The organism is Streptomyces ziwulingensis, from assembly GCF_039542605.1.
In the GTDB taxonomy this organism is placed as follows: domain Bacteria; phylum Actinomycetota; class Actinomycetes; order Streptomycetales; family Streptomycetaceae; genus Streptomyces; species Streptomyces ziwulingensis.
In genome coordinates this window covers 1-26,936 of sequence record NZ_BAABIG010000021.1, presented here as the reverse complement: position 1 = coordinate 26,936, position 26,936 = coordinate 1, and the positions used below count along the sequence as shown (strand labels likewise).

Annotated in this window: 8 protein-coding genes and 1 pseudogene; all 9 read right to left on the bottom strand. The window is 75.3% G+C overall.

The genetic code is table 11. The features are described from left to right. Window positions 1-35: 35 nt before the first annotated feature. Window positions 36-18,143: a WXG100-like domain-containing protein gene (locus tag ABEB00_RS10550; protein WP_345619009.1), complete on the bottom strand. Its 18,108-nt coding sequence runs from the start codon at window positions 18,141-18,143 to the stop codon at window positions 36-38. A 10-nt stretch (window positions 18,144-18,153) separates the two neighbouring features. Beyond that, complete coding sequence (locus ABEB00_RS10545; RefSeq protein WP_345619007.1) at window positions 18,154-18,525, bottom strand: WXG100 family type VII secretion target; 372 nt, start codon at window positions 18,523-18,525, stop codon at window positions 18,154-18,156. Then, on the bottom strand, window positions 18,518-18,949 hold the full coding sequence (locus tag ABEB00_RS10540) for a YbaB/EbfC family nucleoid-associated protein (RefSeq protein WP_345619006.1): 432 nt from the start codon (window positions 18,947-18,949) through the stop codon (window positions 18,518-18,520). Before ABEB00_RS10540 ends, ABEB00_RS10545 begins: the two co-directional genes overlap by 8 nt. A gap of 14 nt (window positions 18,950-18,963) precedes the next feature. Continuing rightward, on the bottom strand, window positions 18,964-21,309 hold the full coding sequence (locus ABEB00_RS10535) for a WXG100 family type VII secretion target (RefSeq protein WP_345619005.1): 2,346 nt from the start codon (window positions 21,307-21,309) through the stop codon (window positions 18,964-18,966). Between the two features lie 22 nt (window positions 21,310-21,331). Beyond that, complete coding sequence (locus ABEB00_RS10530; protein WP_345619004.1) at window positions 21,332-21,988, bottom strand: hypothetical protein; 657 nt, start codon at window positions 21,986-21,988, stop codon at window positions 21,332-21,334. Window position 21,989: 1 nt separating this feature from the next. After that, window positions 21,990-22,280: a WXG100 family type VII secretion target gene (locus ABEB00_RS10525; protein ID WP_345619003.1), complete on the bottom strand. Its 291-nt coding sequence runs from the start codon at window positions 22,278-22,280 to the stop codon at window positions 21,990-21,992. A 57-nt stretch (window positions 22,281-22,337) separates the two neighbouring features. Next, entirely contained in the window at window positions 22,338-22,673 is a 336-nt protein-coding gene (locus ABEB00_RS10520) for a WXG100 family type VII secretion target (RefSeq protein WP_345619002.1), read from the bottom strand. Between the two features lie 128 nt (window positions 22,674-22,801). Continuing rightward, window positions 22,802-25,906 carry a right-handed parallel beta-helix repeat-containing protein gene (locus ABEB00_RS10515; RefSeq protein WP_345619001.1) on the bottom strand — a complete coding sequence of 1,035 codons (3,105 nt, stop codon included), beginning with the start codon at window positions 25,904-25,906 and terminating at the stop codon, window positions 22,802-22,804. Further along, window positions 25,903-26,936: pseudogene (locus ABEB00_RS10510) on the bottom strand (hypothetical protein); the annotation flags it as partial. The gene ABEB00_RS10515 and the pseudogene ABEB00_RS10510, both read right to left, overlap by 4 nt.

Genomic DNA, 26,936 nt, shown 5'->3' with positions numbered 1-26,936 from the left:
GACGAGGAGGATCGGACGGACGGACGCCACGGAACTCAGGGCAGTTCGACACGGAGCCCTCCGCGGAGGAGGTCGGCGAGTTCGGTGGCCAGGTGGCGGCGGTCGTAGCCCCGTTCCTGGAGCTCCCACGCGGCGGAGTCGACGTCCCACTCGGCCCTGGTCACCGCCCGGTCGGCGGCTTCGAGGACGGCCGCGGGCCGGGCGTCGGCGGTCTGTTCCAGCGCCCTGAGCGCGATCAGCGCCCGGTTCAGGCTGATCCGTGCCTGCTGCCAGCGGACCCAGGCAGCCACGGTCGCCTCCGCGTCGGCGCGCGCGGTGCCGGGTTCCGGCGGGTCCTCGGCGCCGGAGCCGAGCCCGGTGGCGGCCCGCAGCCGGGCGCCGAGGGCGTCGGCCATCGACATGCGCGCCGAGGCCCGGCCGGGGGCGGGCACCGCCGGGGCGGCGGCCGTCCCGGGGTCGGCGGGAGTCCCGGGGGGCTCTTCGCCGCGCGGGGCGGTCTCCGCTACGAGGTCGTCGGGGTCGGTGCCCAGGGCGCGCAGTTCCGTCGCCGCGGCGTCCACCGCGTCCAGGGCGTCGGACCAGGTCTGTGCCGCCGCGGCCCATCCCTGCCGGTGCGCGGCGTCGGCGGGAGCGTCGGCCAGCGCGTCCATCACCGCGCGGGCCGCCGCCAAGTCGGCCTGCGCGGCCTGCCAGCGCCGCACGGCGGCGTCGCTCGCCTGCTCCCGCCGCGCCTCACCGACCGCGGCCTCGAACACCGCGCGGTCGCCCAGCGGGCCGGACGGGCGCCATTCGGCGGCACCGTGCCGGGCCGCGGACCGGACGAGATCGTCGTGCTCCTCGCCCAGCCGGTAGGGGTCGAACCCCAGGGCCCGCAGGTCGCGATCGGCCTGGTCGACCCGGTCGGTGGCCTCTCCCAGTGCCGTCGCGGCCCGGGACCAGTCCGGTGGGGGCGCGCCGGCCGACCCGGACGACATGCGGTGGAAGGCGTCCAGCGCCGAGCGGGCCGCCGCCAGCGACCGCTGGGCCGAGTCGTACGCCTCCCAGGCGGCCCAGATCCGGCGCCGGCCGTCGGCGTCGCGGGGGTCCACGTGGTCGGTCAGCGCCAGCCGCCAGGCGTCGGCGAGGTCCAACTGGGCGGTGAAGTCCCGCAGGTGCTCGTACTGCAGTTCCACGGTGTCCACCGGATTGGCGGTGACCTCGTGGCCGCCGCGGTGCCCGGGGCCGAACAGGCTGGTCAGCAGGTTCACCAGGCGGGGGAACCGCTCCGCGACCCACCGGTTGCCGTTGCTCAGGCGCAGGCCGGTGTACGCGTCCACGCCGATGTTCGTCCCCATCCACGCGCTGACGAGCGTGGCGAAGAACTCGAACTCGTTCTTGGCGGAGTAGTTGTGGTCGCCGGCCGTGCGGCCGGGGCCGGTGACGGCGAAGCGCGGGCCGTTGGGCCAGTGGGACGGCAGTTCCCACGCGCGCCAGAGCGGGTTGATCCGGCGCCGGTCCGCCTTGAGGGCCGAGTCGAACGCGGCCGTGATCTGGGCCCGCTGGTGGGGCGCGAGCACGAAGTGCACGAGGTGTGCCATCTCGTGCACGGTGGTCCCGTGGCCGTCGGGGAACAGCACCTGCCCGTCCCGGTTGCGGCCGCCGACGACCAGCTCCTCGTTGAGCATCACCACCGGAGGGTGCCGGGGGACCGCGAACGCCTGCTCCAGCGCGCCCTCGCCCCACAAGGCCGGCGAGTGGTCGCGCGCGACGTCGCGGTCGATCCGCGGGATCACCACCAGGCGGGTGCCGCGCCGCAGCAGCTCGGCCGCGACGGACGGGTTGGGCAGCATCCGGGCGACGACTTGTTCCATCTCGTACCGCGCCGCCAGCGGTCCCTCGGCGGCGGCCGGGACGTCCACCATCAGGGCCGCGGCGACCTCCGCGAACTCGGGCGCGGCCAGTGCCGCCTGGAGCGCCTCGATCGTCGCCGGGTCGGCGGCGACCCAGCGGCGCTGTTCCGGGGCCAGCCCCGCGAGGTAGGTGAGCCGGTCGGTCCGGGCGAGGCCGGGCAACTGCCGCCGTACCGCGTCCGGGTCGTCCGGCATCCGCACCGGATACGTCCTCCGGCGTGCCTCCATGCCCTGCGGGTCGGCCAGCGCGGCCTGCCTGGCGGGGAACTCGTCGAGGTGCACCACCGCGTCGGACACCCCGGTGCCGCTGGCGTCCGTCCGACGCGGGAACCGCGCCTCGACGTCCACCCGCATCGGGCCGGCCTGCATCTGCCGGAGGGCGCCCGAGACGGTCGCGCTCAGGTACTGCGTGACGGTGCGCGCGCGGGCCGCGGCCGGCACCGGGTCCCCGGTGATCCGCACCACGACGGCGGGCAGCACGTCGGCGCCCTGGGCACGCCAGTTGGCCAGTGCGTACGCCAGCGACCACGCGGCGTCGTGCAGGGTGTCCCGGGCGGCGTCGTCGAGCCCGGTCCCGGCGCCGCGGAAGGTGATGCCGACGGGGTCGAATCCCGACCGGTAGGTGCCCGGTGGCATCGGCGCACCGGCCACGGAGGTGCCCGCGGTGGACGGTTGCGGCTGCCCCGGGGCCGGGGCCGGGGTCACAGTCGGGGCCGGGTTCGACGTCGACGTCGGGGTCGGGGTCGGGTTCGACGTCGGGTTCGGGGTCGGGGTCGGCAGGGGGCGGGTGCCTGCTCTGATGCCGTTGCGGTGCGGCTCCAGGTTGCGGGTGATCCGGGCCAGTTCGGCGGCGAGGTGCCGGGGGTCGTGACCGCGGGCCGCGAGGTCCGCGGCGGCCGTGTCGCGGGCGTCCTCCGCGACCAGGACGGCGTGCCGGGCGGCTCGGCGGGCGGCCTCGGCCGGCTCCGCCCGGGAGGCCGCGGCGCCGGTGTCCTCCAGTGCCTTGAGCGTGTCCAGCGCCTCGCGCAGGTCCCGGGTGGCGTTCTGCCACCGCTCCCACTCGGCCGCCTCGGCCGCCGCCCTCGCCCGGTCGGGGGCGTTCCCGGCGGCGCCGTCCAGGAGGCGCCGCACCAGGGACGGGCCGGTGCCGGCGGGCGGGGAAGCGGAGGCGGTGTCCCGGTGGTGCGCCTGCTCGGCGGGGCCGGTGACCGCGGCGGCCTCGGCGCCGGTCCGGTCGTCGGCCGCCGGGGCGGAGTCGGTCAGTTCGCGCAGCGCTTCGCGCACCTCGGCCGGCATCCGGCCGGAGTCGACGGCCCGGTCGGCCGTGTCACGGAGGGCCCGGCCGCTCCAGTCCCAAAAGGCGTTGCGGACCCCGGCCGGGCTGACGTCGCCCGCGGCGCGGTACATCTCCAGGACGCGCCGGACGTCCGGCCCCGGCACCGGGTCGGCGAGGAGGAGGCGGGCCAGCAGGTAGGCGTAGTGGTGGTCCAGCGCGGTCGTGACCACGCCGGGTGCGGCGTTCCGGAAGCGGTCGGACTGCTCGGCGAGGAGCCGCGGGTCCAGTCCGAGGGCCCGCAACCGCTGGTCGGTGAGGTTCAGTTGACGGTCGGCGGCGTCCCGGCGACGTACGGCGGCCCATGCCTCGGCGGACAGCCGTACGCCGGGCTCGGCCCCCGCGAGCGCGGTGAGCCGGGCGTTGACGCCGCGCACCTCGGCCCGGCTCGCCTCCCGTTCGGCGCGGGCGGCCTGCCAGCGGGTCCACCGGTCGAGCGCCGTATCCCGCTGCTCCGGGCCGTTGCGCGCCTCGTCGAGCTTCGTGCGGAACGCTTCGTAGGCCCGGCGCAGTCCGTGCGGGTTGTACGACAGGGCCGCGACGCGGCCCTGTGCGGCGTGCAGGTCGTCGTTGGCCCGGTCCCAGGCCCGGACCGCGTCGAGCCACGCCTCGGACGGCCGCGGGCGGGACGGGCTCTCGCCCTCGGCGCGCAGCCCCTCCAGCGCGCGGAACGCGGCCTCCACCCGCTCGTGAGCCGCCCGCCACGCCGTCCACGCCCCGGCGTGCAGGTCGGTGCCGGTGTCGGCGACATCGCCCGGCACCCGCTCGGCGGGGTGGTGGGGCACGCCGTCCACCTGGGCCGTGAAGGCGCCGAGGTAGCCGTACACGCGGTCGTCCTCGACCGGCATGACGCCGAACTCCTGACCGGTGGCGTGGCCGGGTCCGAAGAACGCGGTGAGGGTGGGCACCAGCTTCTCGAAGTGGGCGGCCACCCAGGCGTTGCCGTTGTTAAGCGGGAGTCCGGTGAGGTGGTCGACGCCGCTGTTGGTGCCCAGCCACGCGGTGACCAGGGTGGCGAAGAACTCGAACTCGTTCGTCGCCGCGTAGTTGCCGTCGGTGACCTGGTGGTTCGCGACGTCGCGGACGGCGTGACGGGGGCCGTTCGGCCAGCGCGACGCGGGTTGGACGGGCTCGGCGCTCGCCGCGATCTCGGCGGCGTCCGCGGCGAGCAGGGCCTCGTAGGCGTCCCTGACGTCCTTGCGGGCCTCGGGGCCGAACAGGCGGTGCACGAGGTGGGCGATCTCGTGCACGGCGTTGGAGAGGCCGTCGCCCCAATTGGCCCAGCCGTGCGCGCCGAGGACACCGGTGAGGTTCTCCTCCGCGATCATCGCCACCGGCGGGTGCCCCTCGCCCGTGGCGAACGGGTACTTCGGCTTCGCCTCGCCCGACCAGCGCTGGTAGGCGTGGTCGAGCGGCAGGAGGTGGTGGGCCCGGGGCAGGACCACCAGGCGGGTACCGCAGGTCAGCAGCCGGGAGGCGACGTCCGGATCGGGGAGCATCCGGGCGGTGATCCGCTCCAGTTCGCGGCGCGCGGTGACCGGCGCCTCGACGCCGTCGGGCACGTCGACCAGGAGACGGGCCGCCACCGCGGGGAAGTCGGCCTCCGGCAGCGCCCACCGCAGCGCGTCGACGGTGCCGGTGTCGGCGGCGAGCCAGCGGCGTCGGGCGTGGGGGAGGTCGGCGAGCAGGGCGAGCCGCCGGTCCTGGTCCGCGGCCAGGAGTTCGGCGCGCAGGGCGGGCACGTCGGCGGGGATCCGCATCGGGTAGGTGAGCCTGCGGCTCTCCATGCCCGCCCGGTCGCCGAGCGCGGCGCGAACGGCCGCGTCCTCGTCGAGCCGGATCACCACCTGCTCCCCCGCGTCGGCCGGGCCGGGCGGTCCGGAGACCGACAGGCTGCCGGTCAGGGACAGGCCGAGCTGTCGCAGGTGGAAGTCGACGGAACGGGCCAGGTGCTGGGCCACGGCCTGCCGCCGGGCGTCCGCCAGCGCCGGATCACCGGTGACCTCCAGGACGATCCGGGGGAGCACGTTCGCGCCCTGGCCGCGCCAGTTCGCCAGCGCGAGGGCGAGCGGCCGGGCGGCCTCGTCCAGGAACTCTCGCAGGCTGCCGTCCAACTGGACCTGGCCCGGTGCGTACTCGACGGCCCACTCGCCCAGCGCGGCTCGGTAGGTCTCCCGCTGCGCGGGGCGCAGTCCGCCGCCGCCGGACGCGGGCGACTCGACGGCGCCCGCCCCGGGGAGGGGTGCGCCGTCCCCGGCGGCGCCCGTCGTGCCGGTCTCCGTGCCGGTCACCGTGCCGGTCTCTGTGCCGGTCTCCGTGCCGGTGACCGTGCCGGCCGCCGTGTCCGGCGCCGTGTCACCCCGCGTGGCCGTGTCGCCGGCGGTGCCGCGGCCGTCCGTCCCGGCGCCCTCGACCAGCGCCGTGAAGTCGGTCAGGTGGGCGAGGGCCAGTTCGCTGTCGACGGGGTTGGCGGTGAAGGCGTGGCTGCGGCGGTGGCCGCGGCCGAGGTACGTGGTCAGCAGGGGTACCAGCGACGGCACGTACTCCTCCACCCACAGCCGGCCGTTGTTCAGTTCCAGGCCGGTCAGGAAGTCGGTGCCGAGGTTGGTGCCCATCCAGGCGCTCGCCAGGTGGGCGAAGAACTCGTACTCGTTCTTCGCCGCGTAGTTCACCACGCTGACCCGGCGGTTCGCCGCGTCGTGGACCGCGAACAGCGGGCCGTTCGGCCAGCGTGAGGTGAGCTGGACGACCCGGCCCGCGGCGGCGGACTCGGCGTGGTCCGCCCGCTGCAGGCCCTGATAGGCCTCCCTGACGCTGTCCTGCTCGTCGGGGGTGAGCATGTAGTGCAGGAGATGGGCGATCTCGTGCACGGCGCTCGACACCCCGTCGGGGAACGAAACCCGGCCGGCCCCGTCGAGGACGCCGGTGATGTTCTCCTCCGCGATCATCGCCACCGGCGGATGAGCGGAGTGCGCGAAGTCGCGCGGCTGCATCCGCTGTCCCGCCCACCGCTGTGCGGAGAAGCCGAGCCGGTCCGAGCTGCCGTGCCGCGGGATCACCACCATGCGGGTGCCGCGCAGCAGCATCTCGGTGGCGATGCCGGGGTGGACGAGCATCCGCCCGGCGATCTGCTCCAGTTCGTAGCGGGCGGCCGCCGGCGACTCGGTGCCCGCGGGCACGTCCACCATGAGTTTGGCCGCGACCGCCGTGAAGTCCTCCGGGGTCAGCGCCGCGCCGAGCGCCCGGACCGTCACGGGGTCGGCCGCCAGCCAGCGTCGCTGCTCCGGGGGCAGTGCGTCGATGCGGGCCAGCCGCTCTCGCTGTCCGGCGTTCGCCAGCACGGCGCGCAGCGCGGGCGCGTCGGCAGGCGTCCGCATGGGGTACGTGCGTCGCCCGGCCTCCATGCCGGCCGGGTCGGGGAAGGCCAGCACGACGGCTTCGTTGAGGGCCACCGTGACCTGCCCGTCGCCGTCCGCGGCTTCGTCCCGCGAACCGGTCGAGGCCAGGACGGAGAACAGCACCCCGGGGGCCTTTATCCGCCGCAGGTGACGGGTGAGGGCGAGCGTGAGGTGTTCCCGGACGGTGACGCCGCGCCGCGCGCCCAGGGCGGGGTCGCCGGTGGCCGTCACGGTGACCGGGGGCAGCACGCTCGCGCCCTGGGCCCGCCAGGTCGCCAGCGTGTACGCGAGTGTCCGGGCGGTCTGTTCGAGATGCGCCCTGGCCCGGTCGTCGAGGCCGGTCTCGCCGGGGGCGAACTCCACCCGCGAGGGGGGCAGCGCGGACCGGTACGTGCCGGGAAGCGGCTCGGCGGGCCGCGCGGCGGACGCGGTGGCCGGCGCGGTCACGTCGTCGGCCGGTGGGGGAAGCATGCCGTGCGGTTCCTGGACCGGCCGCGCCTCGTCCCGCGCCGCGGCGTCCTGTCCGGCGCGGTGCGGGTGGTCGTCGCCGGGTGCGGTGGTGGTCGGACCGACCGGGCCGGTGCCGGTGGTCGTCGGACCGGTGCCGGTGGTCGTCGGACCGTCGTGCGCGGGGGCGGAGCCCTGGCCCGGGGAGGTCAGGGAGGTCAGGGGGGTCAGGGGGGTCAGGGGGGTCGGGCGGGTTTGGGCGGGTACGGGCAGTCCCCAGGCCCGCATCTCGTCCTCGGCCTGTCTGAGGGCGACGCCGGCGTCGTACGCGTCCCGGAGCGCGATCACCGAGCCTTCCGGGACGGCGCCGTGCTCCGCCCGGCGTCCGGCCGCCGCCAGGGCGCGCCGTCGCTCGTCGGCGCTGTCGTGGGCCAGGCGGGCCGCCTGCCAGCGGGCGCGGGCGGTCTCGGCGTCGGCCTCGACGGCCCCGTGCCGGTGCGCCTCGGCCCGGGAGCGCGCTCCCTCGACGCCGGTCCCGGTGCCCGGCGACCGCTGGGGTGCGGTGTCCTGCGGCGGGGCGGCGGTCTCGGGGTCGCGGGGCGGGGCGGTCGACGGCTCGGCGGGCTCCGGTGAGGCGCCGTCCGTGGTGTGTCGCTGCCGCCAGGTCCGTTCGAATGCGGCGTACCGCTGGTGCTGCCGGGGCCCGGGGACCAGGCTCCAGGCCACCATCTCGCGTGTCGCCCGGTCGAGGGCCCCGGGACCCGCGGTCCGATCATCCGCTCGGGTGGCGGACTCCCACAGCTCCCATGCCTGAAGTGCACTGTCCGTCTCCGCGCCCAGTTGCGCGGCCCGCTCCCTCGGGTTGCTGCGGCCGGCCAGTTCGCGGCCCCACGCCTCGCGCAGCGCGGCCCGCTCCGGGCCGTGTCCGGGCGGGCCGCCGGGCGGGGGCGTGTCGTCGCCGGGCGCGAAGGCGCCCTCGGTGTGCGGGAGGAGCGGCCCGGACGGCTGCTGCGGCCCGCCGGACGTCAGGTCCCGCAGCCGGCGGGCCAGGTCCGCGTCGCTCCGGTGCGGGACCGAGGCGAGCAGACCGCCGAACACGGTGACGTGCAGGGCGCGGCGCGGGTGGTGCACGGGCTCCATCTGGAGCACGGTGTCGAAGAGGAAGGCGGTGTAGGGGACGTTGTCCACGAGCCGGTTGGACTCGTCGGTGTCACCGATCTCGTAGGCGTTCTTCAGCTCCTCGGTCAGCTCGCGCTTCGCGGGCAGGTTGAGGATCTCGTGCAGGCCGTGCCGGGGGACGGCGACGACGTCGGCCCCGGCGCCGATCCCCCACCCGAACCGCCGGGAGTTCTCGTTCTCGGGTGCCGTCGTGGTCGGGTTGTACGTGCGGACCTTCATGTTCCTGGCCGACGGGGTGTGCTCCTGGTGACCGGTCAGGGCGAGCCGGACCCGGACCGGGACGCCACCGACGTCGACGACGTAGCTGCCGCGCAGCAGTTCCGCCAGGCGGGGGCGCAGGGAGTTGTAGCCGACGGCGTTCTCGTAGGCGACCTCCGCGACGGAGCCGGGCCGGAGGCTGCCGGCCCGCAGCAGGTTCTCGATGTCGTCCCTGGTCCTGAGCGGCGGCTCGGTGGCCGACCGGAGCGCCGCGGCCTTCGCCCAGGTCCGCACCGCGTACAGCACCGGGCCGCCCCAGGAGTACATGTCCTGGGTGGCGTCCACCGCGGTGTGGGCCGGGGGTGCCGCCCGGGGCGGGGCCCATCGGAGGTCGGCGGGCTCCTGGACGCCCCGGGTCCAGCCCGGCAGCGCGGTGGGAGAGTCCCCCGGGGTGGTGAAGGACTGCGGCACGAGGACCTGCACGAGCTGCCGCCGCACGGGGAAGCGGCTGTGGAACAGCGCGCCGCCCGGGGTGTGGTCGGCCCACAGGGACGTCATCCGCTCCAGCGGCAGCCAGGGGTCGGTGTACCGGCGGACCGCCTGGACCGCGCTGCCGAGGAGGTTGTTCTCCGGCAGCCAGGACGCGACGCGGTCCCGGATCGCCGCCGCCAGGTCCCGTGGCGCCTGGGCGAACGCGGGCAGGGTCGCGTACGCGTCGACGCGGACCTCGAAGTCGATGTGGTGGGCGAACTCCTGGACGGGCTCTTTGAGATCGGCGCGGAAGATGCGGATGTCCTTGTTGAGCGTGGCGCGGGAGGTGGACTCCTCACGGTCCACGGACCCGTCGGCGCTCAGCCCGCCGTGGATGCCGCTGGTGCCACCGTTGACCCGGCCGCTGAGGGACGCGTGCCGGCGCAGCGCCCGCACCACGGCGTCCTGCCACTGCCGGGACGACTCGCTGCGGTACATGATCTTGACTTCGGGCCGCAGCCGGTTCCACAGGGCGTCACCGAGCCGGGCCGCCGACACACGCACCCGCAGGTACCGGGCGCCGAGGGCGCCTCCGCCGCGCGGCAGGGCGTACCAGCCGGTGACGCCGGTGCCCAGGAGCGCGTGGAACTGGTCGCGCAGCGCCTCGCCGGAGAAGTTCGCGCGCACCGCGCGGTAGAGGTCGTCGGGGAGGGCTTCGCCGTCCTGGTCCCGCTGGAGGAACCCGGCCCGTCCCAGACGGTCGACGAGGTGGGCGAAGACGTCGGGGGCGCTGAGGTGTTCGGCGTGCATCGCGGTCGTGGGGACCATGGTGTGGTACGCGCGGTCCAGCCGGGCCTTGTCCGAGCGGACCGGGGGGAGGTCGAGGGCGCGCGGCGGGAAGCCGGCGGAGTCGCCCGGGAGCCGGGCGGCGTCGTCGACGGCATCCGCGGCCGCGTTCCGGAGCCGGCGGGCCGCGTCGTGCAGCGGGCCCAGGGCGGCGCTGAGCGCTTCCCCGGCCCGCAGCAGCGCGGCGGCCCGCCGGGCGGCGTCCTGGGCGGGGGCCTGGGCGGGGCTCTGGGCGGGGGTCTGGGCGGTGTCGTCCGCGGTCGCGTCCCGTGCGGGGTCCGGCCCGCCGTGCGGGGCGCGGGGTCGTCCGCCGGGCGCGGCGTCCTCGCCCAGCAGGCGGGCCACCTCGGTGGTGTGCTGCCGTACCAGCCGGGCGGCGGTCAGCAGTCGGCGCGACACGGTGGTCAGCCGGTCCGCGGTGTCCGCGAACTCCCCGGCGCGGGTGGCGGCGTCGGCCACGTCGGCGTGCAGCGCCTCGGCGTGGGACTCCGCGCCTCGGGCGCGCAGGCCCGGCAGCAGGCGCAGTACCGCCGCGGCGCTCCGCGCCGACTCGGCGAGTTCGGCGGCCCGCCCGGAGAACTCGGCGTGTGCGGTGACGGCCGACTCGGCGGCGCGCGCCGAGTCGTCGGCGAGGCCGAGGAGGTTCTCGGCCGTCGCGCGCGGCGGCGCCGGCGCCGCGGCCGTGCGGTCCGGCCGCCGGAGCAGGTCGAGCAGTGAACGGCCCGCGTCCAGGTGGGACTCGGCGGTCGCGTGCAGCGCCCGCGCCGAGGCGGCGAGTCCGGACGCGGTGACCGCCAGGTGACCGGCCTGCTCGGCGAACCCGGTGCGGGTGAGCACGTCGGCGGCGAGGTGCTGCGCCAGGTCGTCGTCCATCCGCTCCCGGATGCGGTCGGGGACCAGGAGCGTGCCCGCGTCGGCGTACGTGACGGACAGGCTGCGGCTCTCCACCGTGGTGTCGTGGTGCGCGCCGCCCGGCACCGGACCGGACCGGCCGTTGCCGTCCCGCCAGCGCTGGAGGGAGACCATGATGCCGACGTCCCCGGACATCACCGTGGGGAACACGTCGGCCGTCTCCCCGTCGGCGCCCTTGACCGAGTCGGTGAAGGTGACGCGGGTGATGTGGATGTCGCCGACGGCGTCGACGTTCTTCGTGCCCCGGCTCGACGAGAGACCGCCGCCGACGGTCGCGCCGGCGCGGAGCACCTCGTTCTCCCGCGTGGACGCGTGCTCCTCCTGGCTGCCGGGGTTGACCACCGAGGGTCCGCGCCGGGCGAGCGCGGGGGCGCCGGGGTCCCGGTCGGCCGGAAAGGCCCCGGGGACGACAGGGTCGTCGTCGGAGGTGTCGTGCGCCCACGACCGGGCGAGGTGTTCCGCGCCGGTCGCGGCGGCCGGGGTGCTCCCGGTGCCGGGGTGCGCGCCGGTCCCCGCCGCGCCCCCGGCCGGGGACTGCGGCGTGGCGGCGCCCTCGGACGCCGTCCCGCCCTCGACGAACTCCCGGCGGTACTGGCCCGCGAGGCTGGCTCCGCCGGACACCTTGCCGCCCGCGACGACGGTCCTGGTGTGCGTCGAGCGGCTCGACTGGTACTGCTCGAACTCGGTGGGGTCGGCGGCGACCCGGCGGTCGGCGACCCGTTCCAGGAAGACGAGCGCGACGTGCATCACCTGGTGGTACCCGCCGCGTCCGGGCAGGCCCACGAACCGCCCGTGGCCGGAGGCGATCTCCTGGAAGTGGGTCGCGAGGGCCCGCGGGGACAACTCCCGGACCAGCGCCTCGGGCACCTCCGCGGGCGGCATGTCGTGCGGTGCCACGCCGTGCAGCCGCGCGTACAGCTCGGAGACCGCCCGGGTCAGGTGCGGGAACTGGGTGAACTGGGCGTACATGCCGTCGGCCCCGCCGGCTCCCAGCCGCAGCGGGCGGACGAGGCCGCGTTCGCGGGCGAGTCCGACGGCCTTCGACTCCGGCGGCGGGGGTGCCTGCGTCGCGGGTCCGTCGATGACCTGGACGCTCATGCCCCGGCCGGACAGCCACACTTCCTCCGGCGGGTGCTGGGCGCCGAGTTCGTCGACCGACAGGTGCCAGGCCGCGGCGAACGCGCCCTCCCGCACGGTCCGGGTGACTTCGGCCCGGCGGTAGGAGGAGGCGGCCGTCTGGAACGTGTCGCTGGTGCCCCGGTCGCGCCCGTACTCGGGGGCCAGCGCGAACTGGATCCGGCCGCCGTCGCCCCGGAACTCCGTGTGGCCCTCGGTGCTGTTGAGGTCGACGCGGAAACCGGCGCCGAGGCCCACGTCGAAACCGTTCGAGTCCTTGACCCCGCTGGACGACTGGGTCATCGTCATCTGCCGCTGGTTCACCGTCGACTCGTACGCGACGACGTCGAACGGGGTGTCCCCCGCGTGGAGTGTCGCCGTCAGGCGGAACGCGCGGTCGGCGAGCCGGATCGTGTGCACGACGCCGTGCCGGGCCTCGGCGATGTCGGCTTCCAGGGCGTGCCGGCCGAAGAAGGACGCCAGTTCGTTCTCCACCGCGGTCCGGCTCACCGGGACCCGGAACCTCTCGGAGAACGTCAGGCCGGGCAGCTTCCGTTCCAGGATCGCGCGGAACGTCCGCAGCACGAGGTGCGCGCCGGGCATCGCCGTGGCGACGGTGAAGCGCGTGTCGGCGCCCCCGTCGGCGTACCACTCCATGTCGAAGCCGTGCGCCGGGCGGGTCGCGGGCGCCGGGTGGCGGGCCCGCTGGGCGGTGACCCACGCGGGCGGCCGCGCCGCGGCCACCGGCGCGGGTACGGCGGCCCACTCGTGCTCCAGGAACCGCGCGCCCCGCCCGTCCCGGTGCGGGGCGCCGACCTCGGCCCGCACGACGGTACCGACCGCCGGCACCGGGGGTCCCACGTCGGTGACCACCTCGACGGTCAGCCGCATCCGGGCGGTGGCCCGTACCTGGTCGTCGGCCGCGTTCAGGACGGTGTGGTTCATCGTCTGCGTGCCCAGGCCCGACGCCCCGCCGCGTTTCGCCTCGACGCCGCCGGACAGCATGGGCAGCGTCCCCGTGACGATGTTCACCGGGTGCGCCGGGGCGGTGCCGGCCGCCTCGTGTCCCGGCCCGCCCGCCCGCAGGCCGCTCGCGTTGTACGAGGCGGAGAGCGCGACCGTCGACTCGAACCTCTTGTTGTGGGTGAGGGTCAGGCCGGACCCGATGTCGGTACGCGTCGACAGGCCCGGTGTGACGCCCTTGACTGCGACGCTGCCGGGGACCGGGGCCACCTGGAAGCGCAGGTGGCCGCTGAACGTCCGCGCGCCGGTGGTCGCGTCGCGCACCACGATCGGTCCGGACACGTCCCCGCCGCCGAACATGAGCCGGCTGCGGTTGCGCAGACCGCGCTCGGTGATCTGCTCCTTGATTGCCTTCAGCACCTCCACCGCGGTCTGCGCCCCGATTCCGGCGCGGCGCAGGGCGCCGTGCAGGTCCGCGACGGCGTCGACGACGTTGACGGCGTTCAGCAGCACCGGGATGTGGCTGCGCGGCGGCTCCGGGCCGTCGCCGTCCGCGTCCGCACGGCCGGCCTCCCGCGCGTCCCGCGCGTCCCGCGCCTCCCGCGCCTCCCGCGCGGGGAACGGCTGGAGCGCGTCGTCGCCCAGGAACCGCTGCGGGTACCCCACGGTGAGGCGGCGCGGCACCACGGTGCCCGGCTGGTCGGCCCCCTCCATGGCCGCGAGTTCCCGCGGGGTCAGCGGCGGCGGGACCGCCGCACTGGTCCGCGGTGCCCGCGGGCCGGGGTCCGCCAGGTAGTTCGCCTCCCGGCCGTCCACGAAGATCCTGAACGCCAGGTCGGCACGCCGGACTCCGCGCTCCCGCACGAAGGGCTTGCTGCCGGCGATGTTCAGCTTCGTCCAGCCGTGCTCGGTGGCGGTCTCGCCCGTCGCACTGACCAGCGGGGCGGAGATCACACTCGCCGCCAGGTGGCTGAGCCGGTGGCTGATGACGTTGATGACCTGTGCGGCGCCCTCCCACTTGCGCCCCGACGCGGACACCCCCTTGCCCGTGGTCGACCCGAACGCCACCCGGTATCCCTCGGCGCCGCCGTTGTCGTCCTCGACCGCCTCGTCGACGACGCTGTGCCGGTCGGCACCGCCCTCCGAGAGGTGCCGCACCTCCCGCAGCACCGGCTGCAGCCACACCAGCCGTCCGCGGGACACGAACACGCGGCCGGACTGCAGCTTCTCCTCCCAGTCGAGGACCTCCTCCGCCCGCTGCCGCTCCCGTTCCTCCCGGCCGGTGGCCGGCGCGTCGGCCGGGCGCGGCGGCGAGGCGAGGAAGTCGACGAGCTGCCGCTCGACGTCGTGGCGTATCGCCCGGTCGGCCGCGTCCGCCGCGCCGTCGTCCGGACGCCCCGGCCGCCGGTCCGTCGGCAGCTCCGTGGTCTGCATGATCCGGTGCGCCCACGCGGCCGCGCCCTCGCCGGAGAACCTCGGCACGACGGTGACGACGAGATCACCGAGCGCCTCCGGCACCAGGAACGGCGAGTCGTTCGGCGCCGGACCGGAACGGACCACGTCCATCTCGATCACCGTGTGCGCGGTGTCGCCGGCGTACTCCCCGGAGTACGGGTCGCGCGCGCCGGTACCCGCGCCGGTGCCCGGCAGGGCGGACGTCGAGGCGCCCGGGGAGTCCACCGCGTCCTCCGCCGCGCGCACGCCGTCCGGCCCGGTACGGCCGGCGCCCAGGGGACCGGCCCACGGCTGGACGCCCCGCAGCCGCCCCAGCTCCCGTGCCACCGAACGGGCGGCGTCGAACCCCCGGTCGGCCAGCGCCTTCGCGACCGCGGACACGTCCGCCCGCAGCCGGGCGTTGAGCGGCGAGTCCGGGTCGAGGTTCGGCGCGTAGTGGTCCCACACCTGCACCAGGTCCAGCACCTGCCGTCGGTGCGCCGGGTGCACGCCCGCCACGACGGCCGAGGGGTCGCCGTCCGCGTCGGCGGCCCGCCCCTTGCCCTTGGCCGACCACGGGTTCAGTGGTGCGAACGTCTCCGCCGGCGAGCGGGGGACGACCTGCCCCGGCTCGTCGCCGTGCGCCGCGCGGAGGCCGGACCCGCCGTCTCCCAGGGAGAAGGTGGTTCTGATGTCCGGGTTCGGCCAGTGCCCGTCCGGGGAGCCGGGATCGCCGGTGGTGAGCAGCCGCACGGGGGCGGGGGTGAGCGCGAGGTCGAGGGGGGACGCCTGTCCGGCGGGCTCGGTCACGGTGCGCTGCGCCGTGGCCGCTTCCCGCTCCAGGCGTTCACGCCACTCGCCGCGGGAGAACTCGGTGATCGCGTGCAGCACCCTGCCGCGGAGCCGGGCCACGCCCGTCTCGTCGTTCCGGCGGCGAACCGCCGGGCTCTCCTCCCGCTCCAGTTGCGCCTGCTTGGCCAGCAACTGCTGAACGAGCGTCCCCGTGTCCTGATGCGCGGCCCGCAGGGAGCGGGCCACGGACAGCAACTGGTCCGGGCCGCTGATGCCGTCCAGGTCGCGCACCTCGGCCTCGGCCTGCATCCGCACCAGGTCATAGGCGCCTATGAGGTTGAGATTGCCCTTGTCCTTCTTCATCTGGCCGGCGTCGGCCCGCGCCTTGTCGATGTCGGCGAGACGCTCGTGCCCTATCGCCCGGTAGATGATCGCGGTGTCGTTCCATCCGCGTCCGGCGAAGACCTGCTTCGACCTGAAATCGTGCCAGGTCACCTCGCGCGTCGTGAAGGACGCGTGGTTCTCCTGGCTGAGGATCTCCCATCCGTTGGGGCCACGCCACAACAGGTTCGTGACTTCCGGCGCCCTGTCCGCGCGCCTGGTCATGTACTGCTCGTGCCCGAACCATTCGAACGGCTGCCGTTCCCCCCGGAACCCCACGGCCGCCCCCGCGTTGACCGTGCCGCTCGGCGACTGGTAGTGCCAGACGGTGAAGGCGCCGTCCCGGTCGCTCTCCGTCAGCACCAGCGCGCAGCCGCTCATCGTGGCCGTGAAGACGAAGTCGGCGTCGAACTCCGGGTCCTTGCGCACCGGTACGTCGGTGTGCCCGACATTCGTCTGCGCATGGGTCGTCGAACCCTGGAAGTAGGGCACGTAGTGGGCCGGCACGTACTCGTCCGGCCCGCGGACCGCGGGGATGTCGTGCCCCCGCACGATCTCCCGCAGGACCGCGTCGTCCCGGCCGAACGCCTCGACGTACTTCTCCACCGCGGGAGTCAGCAGATAGACCGGGCGCCCGGCCCCCGGGGACCGGTCCGCGTCCACGGTCAGCGTGAACCAGTGTTTGTCCTTCCCGTCCATCCAGTTCAGGAACCGGGTCCGGCTGATGCCGGAATCCGGCATCCGGACCCGCATTCCCTCGTCCATCCGCAGGAGCAGCACGTTGTCCCGGAGGAAACGCTCGGGAGCACGGGAGAACGCGCCGATCGCCCGCCGGCCGCCGAGCGCGGCCAGGTCCCCGGCGGCGGACGTCCCGATCGCCGGGGCGGTCTGCCGCGAGGAACCGCGGGCCTGGTCCCGCGCGTCGGGTTCGGTCTGGGCACGCGGGTGCGCCGGCCACATGCCGCCGCGCACCCGCGCGGGCTCCACCCGTCCGTCCGACGCGATGTCGTCCGCGATCCGGCCGGCCAGTTGCACGCTCGACATGCCGGGGAGCACGGACTGTTCGCGCAGCAGACGCCGATGCACCTCCTCGACCGTCCGCGGGTCCGCCGTCAGATCCGCGCGGATGCGCTTGAGCTGGTTCCGCACCGTGTGGAGCAGGTCCGCGGCCGGGTCCAGCGGTCGCGGCGCGGAGCCGGCTGTCGCGGACCGGACGCCCTGCGCACCGCCGGCGCCGGGCGGCGCCGCCGTCGCGTCCACGCCTGTGCTCACCGTCGCCGGGCGGCCGGTCCCGGGCGTACCGGTGCCGGAACCGCCGGTACTCAGGGGGCGGCTGACGTTCTCGCCGGTGCTGCCGCCGACCGTGGTGACGCGGGGGGCCGCGGTGGCCGTCGTGGCAGGCGCCGACGAGGTGGTGGTGCTGGTCACGGTGGTGCCGGTCACGGTGGTGCTGAAGCCGGGCAGCCCCCGCCCGTGCCGAGCCGTGCCGGTCCCGGACGTGTCGCGGGCCGCCTCGCGGGCGGCGACGGTGTCCCCGGTACGGGAGACGCCGCCGCCCCCCGCCACACCGGTACCGGCGCGGGCCCCGGCCCCGGTACTGGCACTGGCACCGGCACTGGCACCGGGAGGGGATACGGGTACGACTGCGGAGCCAGAGACCGACGCGGACGCGGGGCCGGGGATGGACGCGGGGCCGGGGGTGGACACGGGGCCGGGGGCGGACACGGGGCCGGGGGTGGACACGGGGGCGGACGCGGATGCGCTCCCCCGCACCGCCCCCTCCCCGTTCCCGTTCCCGCTCGCGCTCCCGCTCCGGTGCCCGTTCCTGTTCGTGCCGACCGCCGTCGCGTCGCCGGTCGTCCACTTCAGCGTGCTCGGGCCGGACAGCCCGGTCCTCACCGCCGTGAGCAGCCCCGGCAGGTCGAACTTGAGTGCGCCGGGCAGGTTCACCTGGACGGGGTCCACCTTGAACGTGCCGTCTTTGCCGCCGAACCGCCGCCTGCCACCGCCGCCCAGCGCGCCCAGGGCGCCCGCGCTGATGGACGTGCCGAACTCGTCCTGGCCGCTGTGGTACATGCCGTACATGATCCCGGCGGTGCCCACGCCGGTGGCCGCGCCGAGCACGCCCTTGCCGAGCAGCGAGTTCGCGAACCTCGGCGCGAGGACGCCGCCCACACCGAAGAAGAGGCCGCCCACCGCACCGCCGATGGCGCCGGACACCACGGCGGAGACGGAGTTGTCCGCGGACCACTCGGTGCGGTCGCCCCTGAGGAACTGGATGGTCTGGACGGCGACGTCGAGACCGGCGTTGAAGCCGACCCCGATCGCGATCGAGAGGATCAGACGGCGCAGGATCATCCTCACCGCGACGCGGGCCGCGGTGATCGCGACCGGGATCAGCTCGGGCGCGAAGAAGATCCACTCGGCGATCTGCGCGGCCAGCAGGACGAGCTGGCCGAGGATCATGAACTTGGAGTACTCGACCTGGACGGCGGTGTACCTGCCTAGCTTGCCCAACTGGTTCGCGGAGTCCGTCATCGCCGGCAGGTTGGCCTCCAGTTGGGTGACGAAGGAGCTGAACTCGTCGGCGACCTGCCCGCCCACGCTCTCCAGGACCCCGTTGCCGGACGCGCCGAGCTGTCCGCTGATGCCCCGCAGTTCCTGCGCGGCCTCGTGCCACGCCTGGCCGAGGGCGTGCAGGTCGTCCTCGTTCCCCTTGGGCCAGGCCTGTCCGACCGCGAGCCGGGCGACCCAGGCCAGCTCGGGGGGCATCTCGACGCTCATACCGGTGCGTTCACCGCCGCGTGCCGTGCGCCGAGGGGCCGCCGCCCGACGCGGAGCCGGGGGCCGGGGTGAGGGCGCTCAGGGTCTCCACGTTCTGTTCCTCGGTCCTGGCGAACCCCCTGGCCATGGTGCGGATGCCGTCGACGGTGCTGTCGAGCACGTTGCCCGCGCCGGTGATGCCCTCGCCGAGCTGCCGCCGGGGTTCCGCGTACTGCTCCAGGAACTGCCGTCCGCTCTCGTCGTCGCCCCAGCACGCGCCGAGCGACTCCAGGCGGCCGTCCAGCTTCGTGGCGACGGACCTGAGCCGGGCGGCCAGCTCCAGCATCTGCGGGGCGGCCTGCTCCAGCCGGGCGGTGTCGACGGAGAAGGTGCCGTCACTCATCGGTCTCTCCCCGGAAGCCGTGGTCCACGTAGTCGCGTACGGAGTCGGGCATGGCCGGGTCCTCGGGCAGCACGGCGGCCGGGTCGACCCGGCCCTGGAGCAGGTCGGGCACGGTCACGCCGGGCGGCAGCCGACCGGCGAGCAGGCCGGTGACGCCCTCCAGCGCCTCGGCCCTGGCCTGCCGGAGGGCGGTGAGCAGGACGTCCGCCAGTTCCTTGGGGGCCATCCGGCGGTAGGCGCCGGTGGGGAACTCGATGGCGGTGACCTCGCCCTGGGCGCCGACGGTGATCCGTACCGCCTGCCGCGGGGCGGTCACGGTCGCCGTCGTCTCGTTGATCCGGCGCCTGGTCTCGGCGGCTTCGGCGCGCTGGCGGCGGTACTGGCCCAGCAGATCCTCGATCTGCTGGTCGTACGGGCTGGGCACGGGGGCTTCCTCCTTCAGAGAGTGGCGGGAGAGTTTCCAGGGACGGTGCCCCAGGTGCTCTGGGGCTGGACCAGCAGATCCGCGCTGCTGCGGGAGGACTGCTCCTCGTCCGGTGTCTCGTCGGGTTCCTCCGGCTCGGGCTCCTCCGGCTCCGGTTCCGGGCCGCCGTCGCCGCAGAGCGCCGGCCCCCGGACCCCGGCGCGGGCACCGGACGACGGCTCCGTGCCGGTGCGGTCCGGCTGCCAGGTTCCGCGCGGCTCGGCCGAGGAGCCCGGCTCCGGCCGCTCGTCCGTCTGCCGTCCGTCCGCTCCGCGCACCGCCCACAGCAGGGGGACGAACGCCCCCGCGCCGGTACCGGCCTCCCACGCGGAGAAGTCCTCCTCGTCGTCGTTCCCGGGCAGCGGCAGCCCGTCGGACCCGACCGCGACCGATGCCGTCCCGGTGTCGGGGGGCGCCACGGCTTCCCCGGCCGCCGGGGCCTCCTCGGCCGGGTCCGCCGCCACCGGGGCCGCCGCCACCGGGTCCGCCGCCACCAGGGCCGCCGCGCCGGCGCGCCGGCCGTCGGGGACGCCGGGGACGCCCGCCGCCGCACGGGCCGTCGGTGCGCCGGCGTCGAAGCCGGGCAGGCAGGGCACCCCGGGCGGAGTTGCTTCGAGGGAGCCGGCCTCGTCGTCGCCGGTCTCCTCCTCGCCCGCCCAGGGCTCGGTGCTCGGGTCGAGCAGCCCGGAGGCGTCGGTCCGTTCGCCGGTGCCGTCCCGACCCGCGGCGGAGGCGCCAGCGCCGCCGCCCATGCCCGGCAGGTACGGCATCCCGCCCATGCCCAGGCCCAGGCCCTCGCCCCCGGCCGCCGCCCCCGCATCGGAGCCGACCTCGTCGCCGCCCGGGACTTCCGCCCCCTCCCAGGGGTCCGCGCTGGAGTCGAGCAGCCCCGAGGCGTCCGTCGGCTCGGCCGTCGGGGCGGCACCGCCGGCCCCCGTACCGCCCATCCCGGGCATGTACGGCATCCCGGACGACGTCGCGAGCTGCGAGGGTGCCGGCGAACCGGCCGACAGAGCGTCGGTGAGGCCGCTGTCCAGCCCGCCGGTGAGGCTGTCGCCGAGGCCGTCGTCGAGCCCTGTGCCCAGTCCGGTGTCGCCGAAGGCGGTGGGGTCGGCCGTGGACAGCGCGCCGAGGGAACTCTTCCCGTCGGCGCCGAGGCCGCTGCCGCTCAGCCCGGCCAGGCCGCCCAGACCGCCCAGGCCCGGGAAGGAGACGGGGTTGAGCGCGCTGTCGAGGGCCGACGGGTCGAGGCCGGCCAGACCGAGGTCGCCGAGGCCCGCGCTGTCGAGGCCGGAGGTGCCGAGGCCGGTGTCGTCCAGGGAGAGGTCGCCGGGATAGGCGGAGGGGGCGGCGGAGGTGTCCAGGGCGCCGATGTCCCCGACGTCCCCGACATCCCCGAGGCCGCCGATGCCGTCGCCCGTACCGGTGTCCAGACCGGTGCCGAGACCGGTGTCCAGACCGGTGTCGGGACCGGTGTCCAGACCGGTGTCGGGATAGCCGGACAGGGCCGACAGACTGCCGGTGTCGCCCAGACCTCCGGTGCCGCCCAGGTCGCCGATGCCCTCACCGAGCCCGTCGCCGAGCCCGTCGGAGCCGCCGAGGCCCAGCTCGGTGTCCGCGTCCGGGAGGCCGTCGGGGTTGCCGGCGGGTGAGGTCACCGGGGTCGGGTTCACGACCGCGTCGGTCGTGACCTGGTAGGAGTGCGCGAGGCTCTTGAGCACGGCGCGCATGTCCTCGGTCAGCATCGCGACCAGCTCGGGCTTCCGGCTGATCGGGATCAGCCCGTCCGCCATCGGGGTGACGCCCATGGCGACGGCCTGGTCGGCGTACCAGCTATCGATCTCCGCCAGCTTGTTCTGCGCGCTCTGGAACGCGATCGCGTTGTTGGCGAGCTGGTGCGGGACGGAGTGGTCGCCGGTCGACCCCCCGGACAGGACGTCGGCGTTGGCCTTCACCTGCCGGGAGAAGTTCGTCATCATGTCGAGGAAGGCGTCCGCCGCGGCGCCGCTCCACGGGCCGTTGTCACCGGCGAGCGCCTTGGCCTGGTCGATGAGGCTCTTCGTGACGCCCTCCAGGGTCCGCTGGACGTGGAAGAAGGCGTTGGCCGCGTCCAGCAGCGACTGCGGGTCGGCGATGGAGCGGGCGTGCGTCACGTTGGCGTCGGTCGCGACCCCGGAGGACATGCCGTAGACGGCGGCCTTGATCTGCTTCCAGTCCCAGTTGTCGTAGTCCGTGACGCTTCCGTTGGACGAGCCGTCGGGGTTGCCGAAGATCGTCCCGTCCTCGCCCTGATGGAAGCCGCCGCTGTTGTAGTCCGGCACTCTCGCCCTCCCGGCCCGCGCCTCAGGCGGTCGTCGTGTTCGTGTCGCCGGTACCGGTGCTCGTGCTGCCGGTCCCGGCGCCGGACGTCATGGCGCTGCCGCCGTTGGACGTCATCATCGTGTTGAAGTCGGCGGTGGCGGACGTCATGGCGTCCGCCAGGTCCGCGGCCGTCAGAGAGTTGTCCTCCTCGGCCGTGGCGTACTTGCGGCTCAGCGTCCGGGCGCCGTCCCGCAGGTCCGTGAGACCGCGGACCAGGGCCGACAGGGCGCTGCCGTAACTCTTCTTGAGTCCGCCGTCGGCGTTCGGGCCGTTCACCGTCGAGCGCATGACATTGGCGTGGTAGAAGGCGCCCGGCGCGACCGCGACCTCGTCCAGGCCGGTGGCGACGTCGCGCACCGGCTGGATCAGCAGGTCGATGTGGGAGGCGAACAGGTCGAGCGACGGCGTGCTGACCGAGGTCCCGCCCTGCCCGTCGCCGCCTGGCACCGGTGGCGGCACGAAGGGGTGCAGGTCGGAGAGGATGCCCGGGTGGTCCAGGACGTCCGTGCCGCCGTCGTAGTGGTGGTCGTCCCCACCGGAACCACTGCCGCCGCTGCCGCCACTGCCGGTGCCGGCGCCGCTGGTGCCGCTGGTGCTGTCGCCCTCGTCGTCCGCGTCGTCGGCGGTCTGGATCGCCATCTCACTGCTCCCAGAGGTTCACGCCGTTCCGCTCACCCGAGTGATAGGAATCGTTGATGTGGCCGAGCGAGAGGGTGGCGTTCTGCGCGAGGGTCACCATCTCCGCGGCGGCGGCGTCCCACTTGGCCTTGGCGACGTTGTAGGTGGCGCGGGCGTCGCTGGTCCACTCGCTCAGGTGCATCTTGGCGCTGTCGTCCAGCTCGGTCAGCGCCGACTGGATCTTCTTGCTGATCGCGTCCATCTCACCGATGACGTACTCGACCTGGCTCATGTTGACGGTGTACGTGGGCATGGGGATCGCTCCTCGGATGGGTGGTCGTGCGGTGGGGCCCCAGGGCGTGCCGCGGCCCTAGAAACCGGGCAGCGGGTCGGACATGGTCTTCGCGAGCACGGTGGCCGTGTCCGAGGTGCCCTGGTGCGTGGTGTCGTAGGTGCCGGTGTTGGCCTGGAGCTTCTGGAGCATCAGGCTCAACTGCGTCCGGACGGTGTTGAAGTCCGCGAGCCAGTTGTCCATGGCGATCTGGTAGGTGTTGGCGGCGTCGCCGCTCCAACTGCTCCGCAGCGCGTCGATCTGGCTCTGCATCGAGGTGTAGCTGCTGTCGGCGTCGCCCACGGCGGTCTCGAAGCTGCTCTGGGCGGCCAGCATGCCCGAGATGTCCACCGAGGTGTTCGTGTTGGCGGCCATGGCCGTTCCTCTCGTCAGTACGGTCGTCGCGTGCGTCGTTCGTGATGGTGGTCCCGGTCGGGGCCCGCCGCGGGCCGGATGCGGGGGTCACTGCCCCACCGGCCGTGAATCTCTGTCCCTGCGGTCCCTCAGCCGGCCATCGGTGCCGCAACCGGCGGGAGTTCGCCGACGAGGTCGTCGAGGACCAGCGCGGGGGCTGCCGCCCGGGTGGCGATCCGGTCCGCCAGCAGGTGCGCGCCGCGGGCACCGCCCGCCGGGTCCTGCGCGGTGAGCGCGGCGAGGACGTCGTCGGGCACGTCGAAGCCCAGGTCCGTGAGGCGCCGCCGGGTCAGCTCGGCGAGGTCCGCGCCGGTCCAGGCGGGCAGACGCAGGTACTCGGCGAAGGTTCCGGCCAGGTCGACGCGGGTGAGCAGGAGTTCCATCAGGTGGGGTGCGCCGCCCGAGAGGACCAGTACGGCACCGTACGCGTCGCGGGCCGCCGCCGCCGCGGTCAGCGCGTCGGCCACCAGGTCCTGTTCGGTGTCCGGGCGGGACGCGAAGGCGGGGTCGGCCTCCAGCAGCAGCAGGCCGCCGGCCGCGCGGCGGAACAGGTGGGCGAGGAACGCGCGCGGCTGCGCGGCCCAGCGGGCGGGGACGGCGGAGAGCGGCGCGTGGGTGAGCGCGCCGGAGGCGACGACGCCGAGTTCGCCCAGGGCCCTGCCGTACGCGGCGGCCACGGCCCGGCGGCCGCTGCCGGGCGGCCCCTCCAGGACGACGTCCGCGAGGCCCGCGGTGCCCCGGCCCAGCTCGGCCAGGGTGTCCAGCCGGGCCGCCAGCGCGTCGCGCACCGGGCCGAGGCCGACGAGGGCGGTCAGGTGGCGGGCGGCGGGCGGCCGGGGTACGGCGGCGGCGGGAGCTGGCGCGGGGGGCGCCACCGGTGCGGGCGGGGCGGCACGAGACGCGGGGTCAGGGGCCGGGGCAGGCGGCGTGGGCCGGGGTGCCGGAGTGACGTCGGCGGCGGTGAGGAGGCTCAGTTCGCTGTCGTGGCCGGGCGGCCGGGTGGCCAGCCGGGACGCCTGGGCGCCGATCATCGTCTCGAAGACCTGGCGGGCGACGCGGCCGTTGCCGAAGGTCGGGCCCTTGGGGACGTGCTCGAAGTAGTGGGACAGCGCCGCCAGGGCGTCGTCGGACAGTTCGTAGAAGTGCTTGGCGCACAGCCCCCGGACGATGGTGACCAGTTCCGCGGGATCGTAGTTGGGGAACTCGACCGTGCGGGCGAACCGGGACGCCATACCGGGGTTGGAGGCGAGGAACCGGTCCATGTGCTCGGAGTAGCCGGCGGCGATGACCACGATCTCGTCGCGGTGGTCCTCCATCAGCTTCATCAGCGTCTCGACGGCCTCCTGGCCGAAGTCCGGTCCGGTGCCCCGGGACTGGTTGGTCAGGGTGTACGCCTCGTCGATGAACAGCACCCCGCCCAGCGCCCGGTGGAAGACCTCCGTGGTCTTGATGGCGGTCCCGCCGATGATCTGGGCGACCAGGTCGGCGCGGGCCACCTCGACGATGTGGCCCTGGCCGAGGATGCCGAGTTCGGCGAGGACCGCCCCGTACAGCCGGGCCACGGTCGTCTTGCCGGTGCCGGGCGGTCCGGCGAAGACCAGGTGGCGGCTCATCGGCGGCATCGGCAGGCCCATCTCGGTGCGCCGCTTGGTCATCTTGTTGAGATTGATCAGCCCGGTGACCTCCAGCTTGACGCTCTCCAGCCCGACCAGCGCCTCCAGTTCGGCCAGCGGCCCGGTCACCGGGCGGGAGACGTCCACGCCGTCCGCCGGTCCCGTGGCTCGCGGCCCGCCGCGGTCACCGGCACCCTCGGCCGGCCGGTCGCGGGCGTTGTCCTGGACCACGCAGTTGCTGAGGTCGGTACGGGCGTCGGGGTGGGCGTTGACGCCGTGGCCGCGCGCGCCGGTCATCCGGCATCCGACGGCGGTGAACGAACCGCCGGCCAGCACCCGCACGGCGTCCTCGGGCGAACCGGTGAACTCGGTGTCGTGCGCGGTCAGTTCGCCTTCCTCACCGACGACGGCAGCGCACTCGCGCAGGACGGAACCGGCCACGAACGCGCTCGCCGACCGGGTCAGCCCCAGTCCATGACCGCCGCCGACCGCGATCTCGGCGTCCCGCAGGGTCAGCCGGGCCCCGTCCTGGCCCCGTACCCCGGCGCCGGCGGTGCCGGTGACGGTGACGGTGAGCCGTTCCAGTTCGGCCGTACCGGAGTCGGCGGCCTGCACGGCGACGGTCGCGGCGTCCCGGACGGTGAGCCCGGTGGCCGTGACGGCGGTTCCCGCGCCGGTGACATGGAGCCCCACCGGAGCGCCGGTGATCTCGCAGTCCTCCAGGCGGGGCCGGGCACCCCCGGTGACCTGGACGCCGCTGCGGGCCGCGCCGCCGACCACGCAGCCGCGCAGGTGCGGGGCGGCGCCGTCGGCGATGTGCACGGACTGCCCGGCCGAGCCGGAGAAGTCGCAGTCGGTGAGCGTGGTCTCGCCCCGGCCGGTCAGGTACGCGTCCAGGGCGGCGCTGCCGGTCACGGTGAGCCGGAGCAGGGCGGCGCCCGCCTCCTGCTCCACGGCGACGGCCGGTTTGCCACTGCCGGTGATCACAGTGGCCTCGACGGTCGCCGTGGCGTTGCCGTTGACACAGACGCCGTTGCCCCGGGGGCGGTCCAGACGGCAGTCCCGTACGTCGAGACGGCCGTGCTCGGCGACCACGACCGCCGAGGAGCCGGCCTCGGTGATCTCGGTGTCGGCCAGCACGTTGCCGCCGCGCGAGGTGACCACCACACCCGCGCCGTGCGGGTTGGCCACCCGGCAACCGCGGGCAGCCAGCGTGCCCTCGTGCCAGACCAGTACCGCCGTCCACGCCTCGCCCTCGATCCGGCAGCCCTCCAGCGCCGTCTGCCCGCGCCGCAGATCCAGGACCGGGGCGTCCCGGTCGGCGCCCGACAGGACGAGCCCGGACATCTGGACCGCCTCGGCGTCGACCACGACCGTGCTGCCGGCGGACGCGTGCACCTGAACGGTCCCGGCGCCGTCCTCGGCGGCCAGGGTCACCGCCCGGACGACGGCCAGCGACTCCTCGTACCGGCCGGGGGCGACCGTGATCAGCGCCCCGTCCGCGGCCTCGGCCAAGGCCTGGGCGATCGTCCGGTGGGCGCCCGGGCGGTCCGGGGAGACCAGCAAGACCTGCCTGCTCACGGTGCGGCTCCTTCTGTGCGGTCCGCACGGTGGGTGACGATCAGTCCGGGCGGGTCGACGCTCTCGGCCGCGGGGTCGGTGCCGGCCCGCTCCAGGGCGTGCAGGATGTTCTCCAGGCCGTTGACGGCGATCTCGTCGAGTTTCGCCGTCACGCTGTCGGGGCCGTCGTGGGCGGCCTCCGACGGAGACAGCTCCCGCAGCAGTACGGCGGGGCCCCCGGCGCGCAGCACCCTGAAGGCGGTCCCCGGCAGGAACAGCACCCGGTCGGGGACGGCCGGGTCCAGCGAACTGGTCCGCCGGGCGGTCATGGACCAGATCAGCAGGTCCGTGGCGTCGCTGCCGCGCGGGCCCGGGTGCAGCGAGGTACGGGCGTGGCAGAAGGCCCACTCGGTCAGCACCCTGCCCTCGCGGTACCAGGCGCGCTCCGCCGCACCGAGCCTGGTGCGCAGCAGGGCCGGGCCCCGGTAGGAGGGCAGCCGGCGCAGTCCGGCCGTCACACAGCGGGCCAGCGGGACGTGCGGGCCGGCCGTGGCCGCGCGCACGGCCGCGTCGGCCCGGCGGGTGTCACCGGACAGGTACAGGCGTACGGCGACCAGTTCGGTCAGCACGTCCGCGGCCTCGCTCCGGGACCGGCCGCGCAGTCCCGGCGACTCCGACATCACCCGCGACACGGAACCGGCCAGGGCGTTGTACTGCTCGCTGAACGTCCGGCGCATCCAGTCCCGTTCCTGGGCGATCCCCCGCTCCGGCGGCAGCGCCCGTGCCGCGGCCCGCGGCACGGGCTGCACCTGTACGGCCCCCGGTGCCGCGGTCACCGCCGGCTCACCGGCCGGCTCACCCACCGGCTCGGGCACGTCGAGGTCGTCGGCGGCGTCGATGTCGTCGATGTCGTCGATGTCGTCGATCCCCGCGATCCCCGACTCGGGCGCCGCGGACTCCAGCCGCAACCGCGGTGCGGCAGGCGGCGCGAGGCGCTGCGCGGCGGCGGGGACGGGGGCGGGGGCGGGGGCGGGGGCGGGGGCGGGGGCGG

Excerpts from the sequence above, each read along its gene's own strand:
- ABEB00_RS10550 (WP_345619009.1), bottom strand. The coding sequence starts at position 18,143 with ATGAGCGTCGAGATGCCCCCCGAGCTGGCCTGGGTCGCCCGGCTCGCG.
- ABEB00_RS10545 (WP_345619007.1), bottom strand. The coding sequence starts at position 18,525 with ATGAGTGACGGCACCTTCTCCGTCGACACCGCCCGGCTGGAGCAGGCC.
- ABEB00_RS10530 (WP_345619004.1), bottom strand. The coding sequence starts at position 21,988 with ATGGCGATCCAGACCGCCGACGACGCGGACGACGAGGGCGACAGCACC.
- ABEB00_RS10525 (WP_345619003.1), bottom strand. The coding sequence starts at position 22,280 with ATGCCCACGTACACCGTCAACATGAGCCAGGTCGAGTACGTCATCGGT.
- ABEB00_RS10520 (WP_345619002.1), bottom strand. The coding sequence starts at position 22,673 with ATGGCCGCCAACACGAACACCTCGGTGGACATCTCGGGCATGCTGGCC.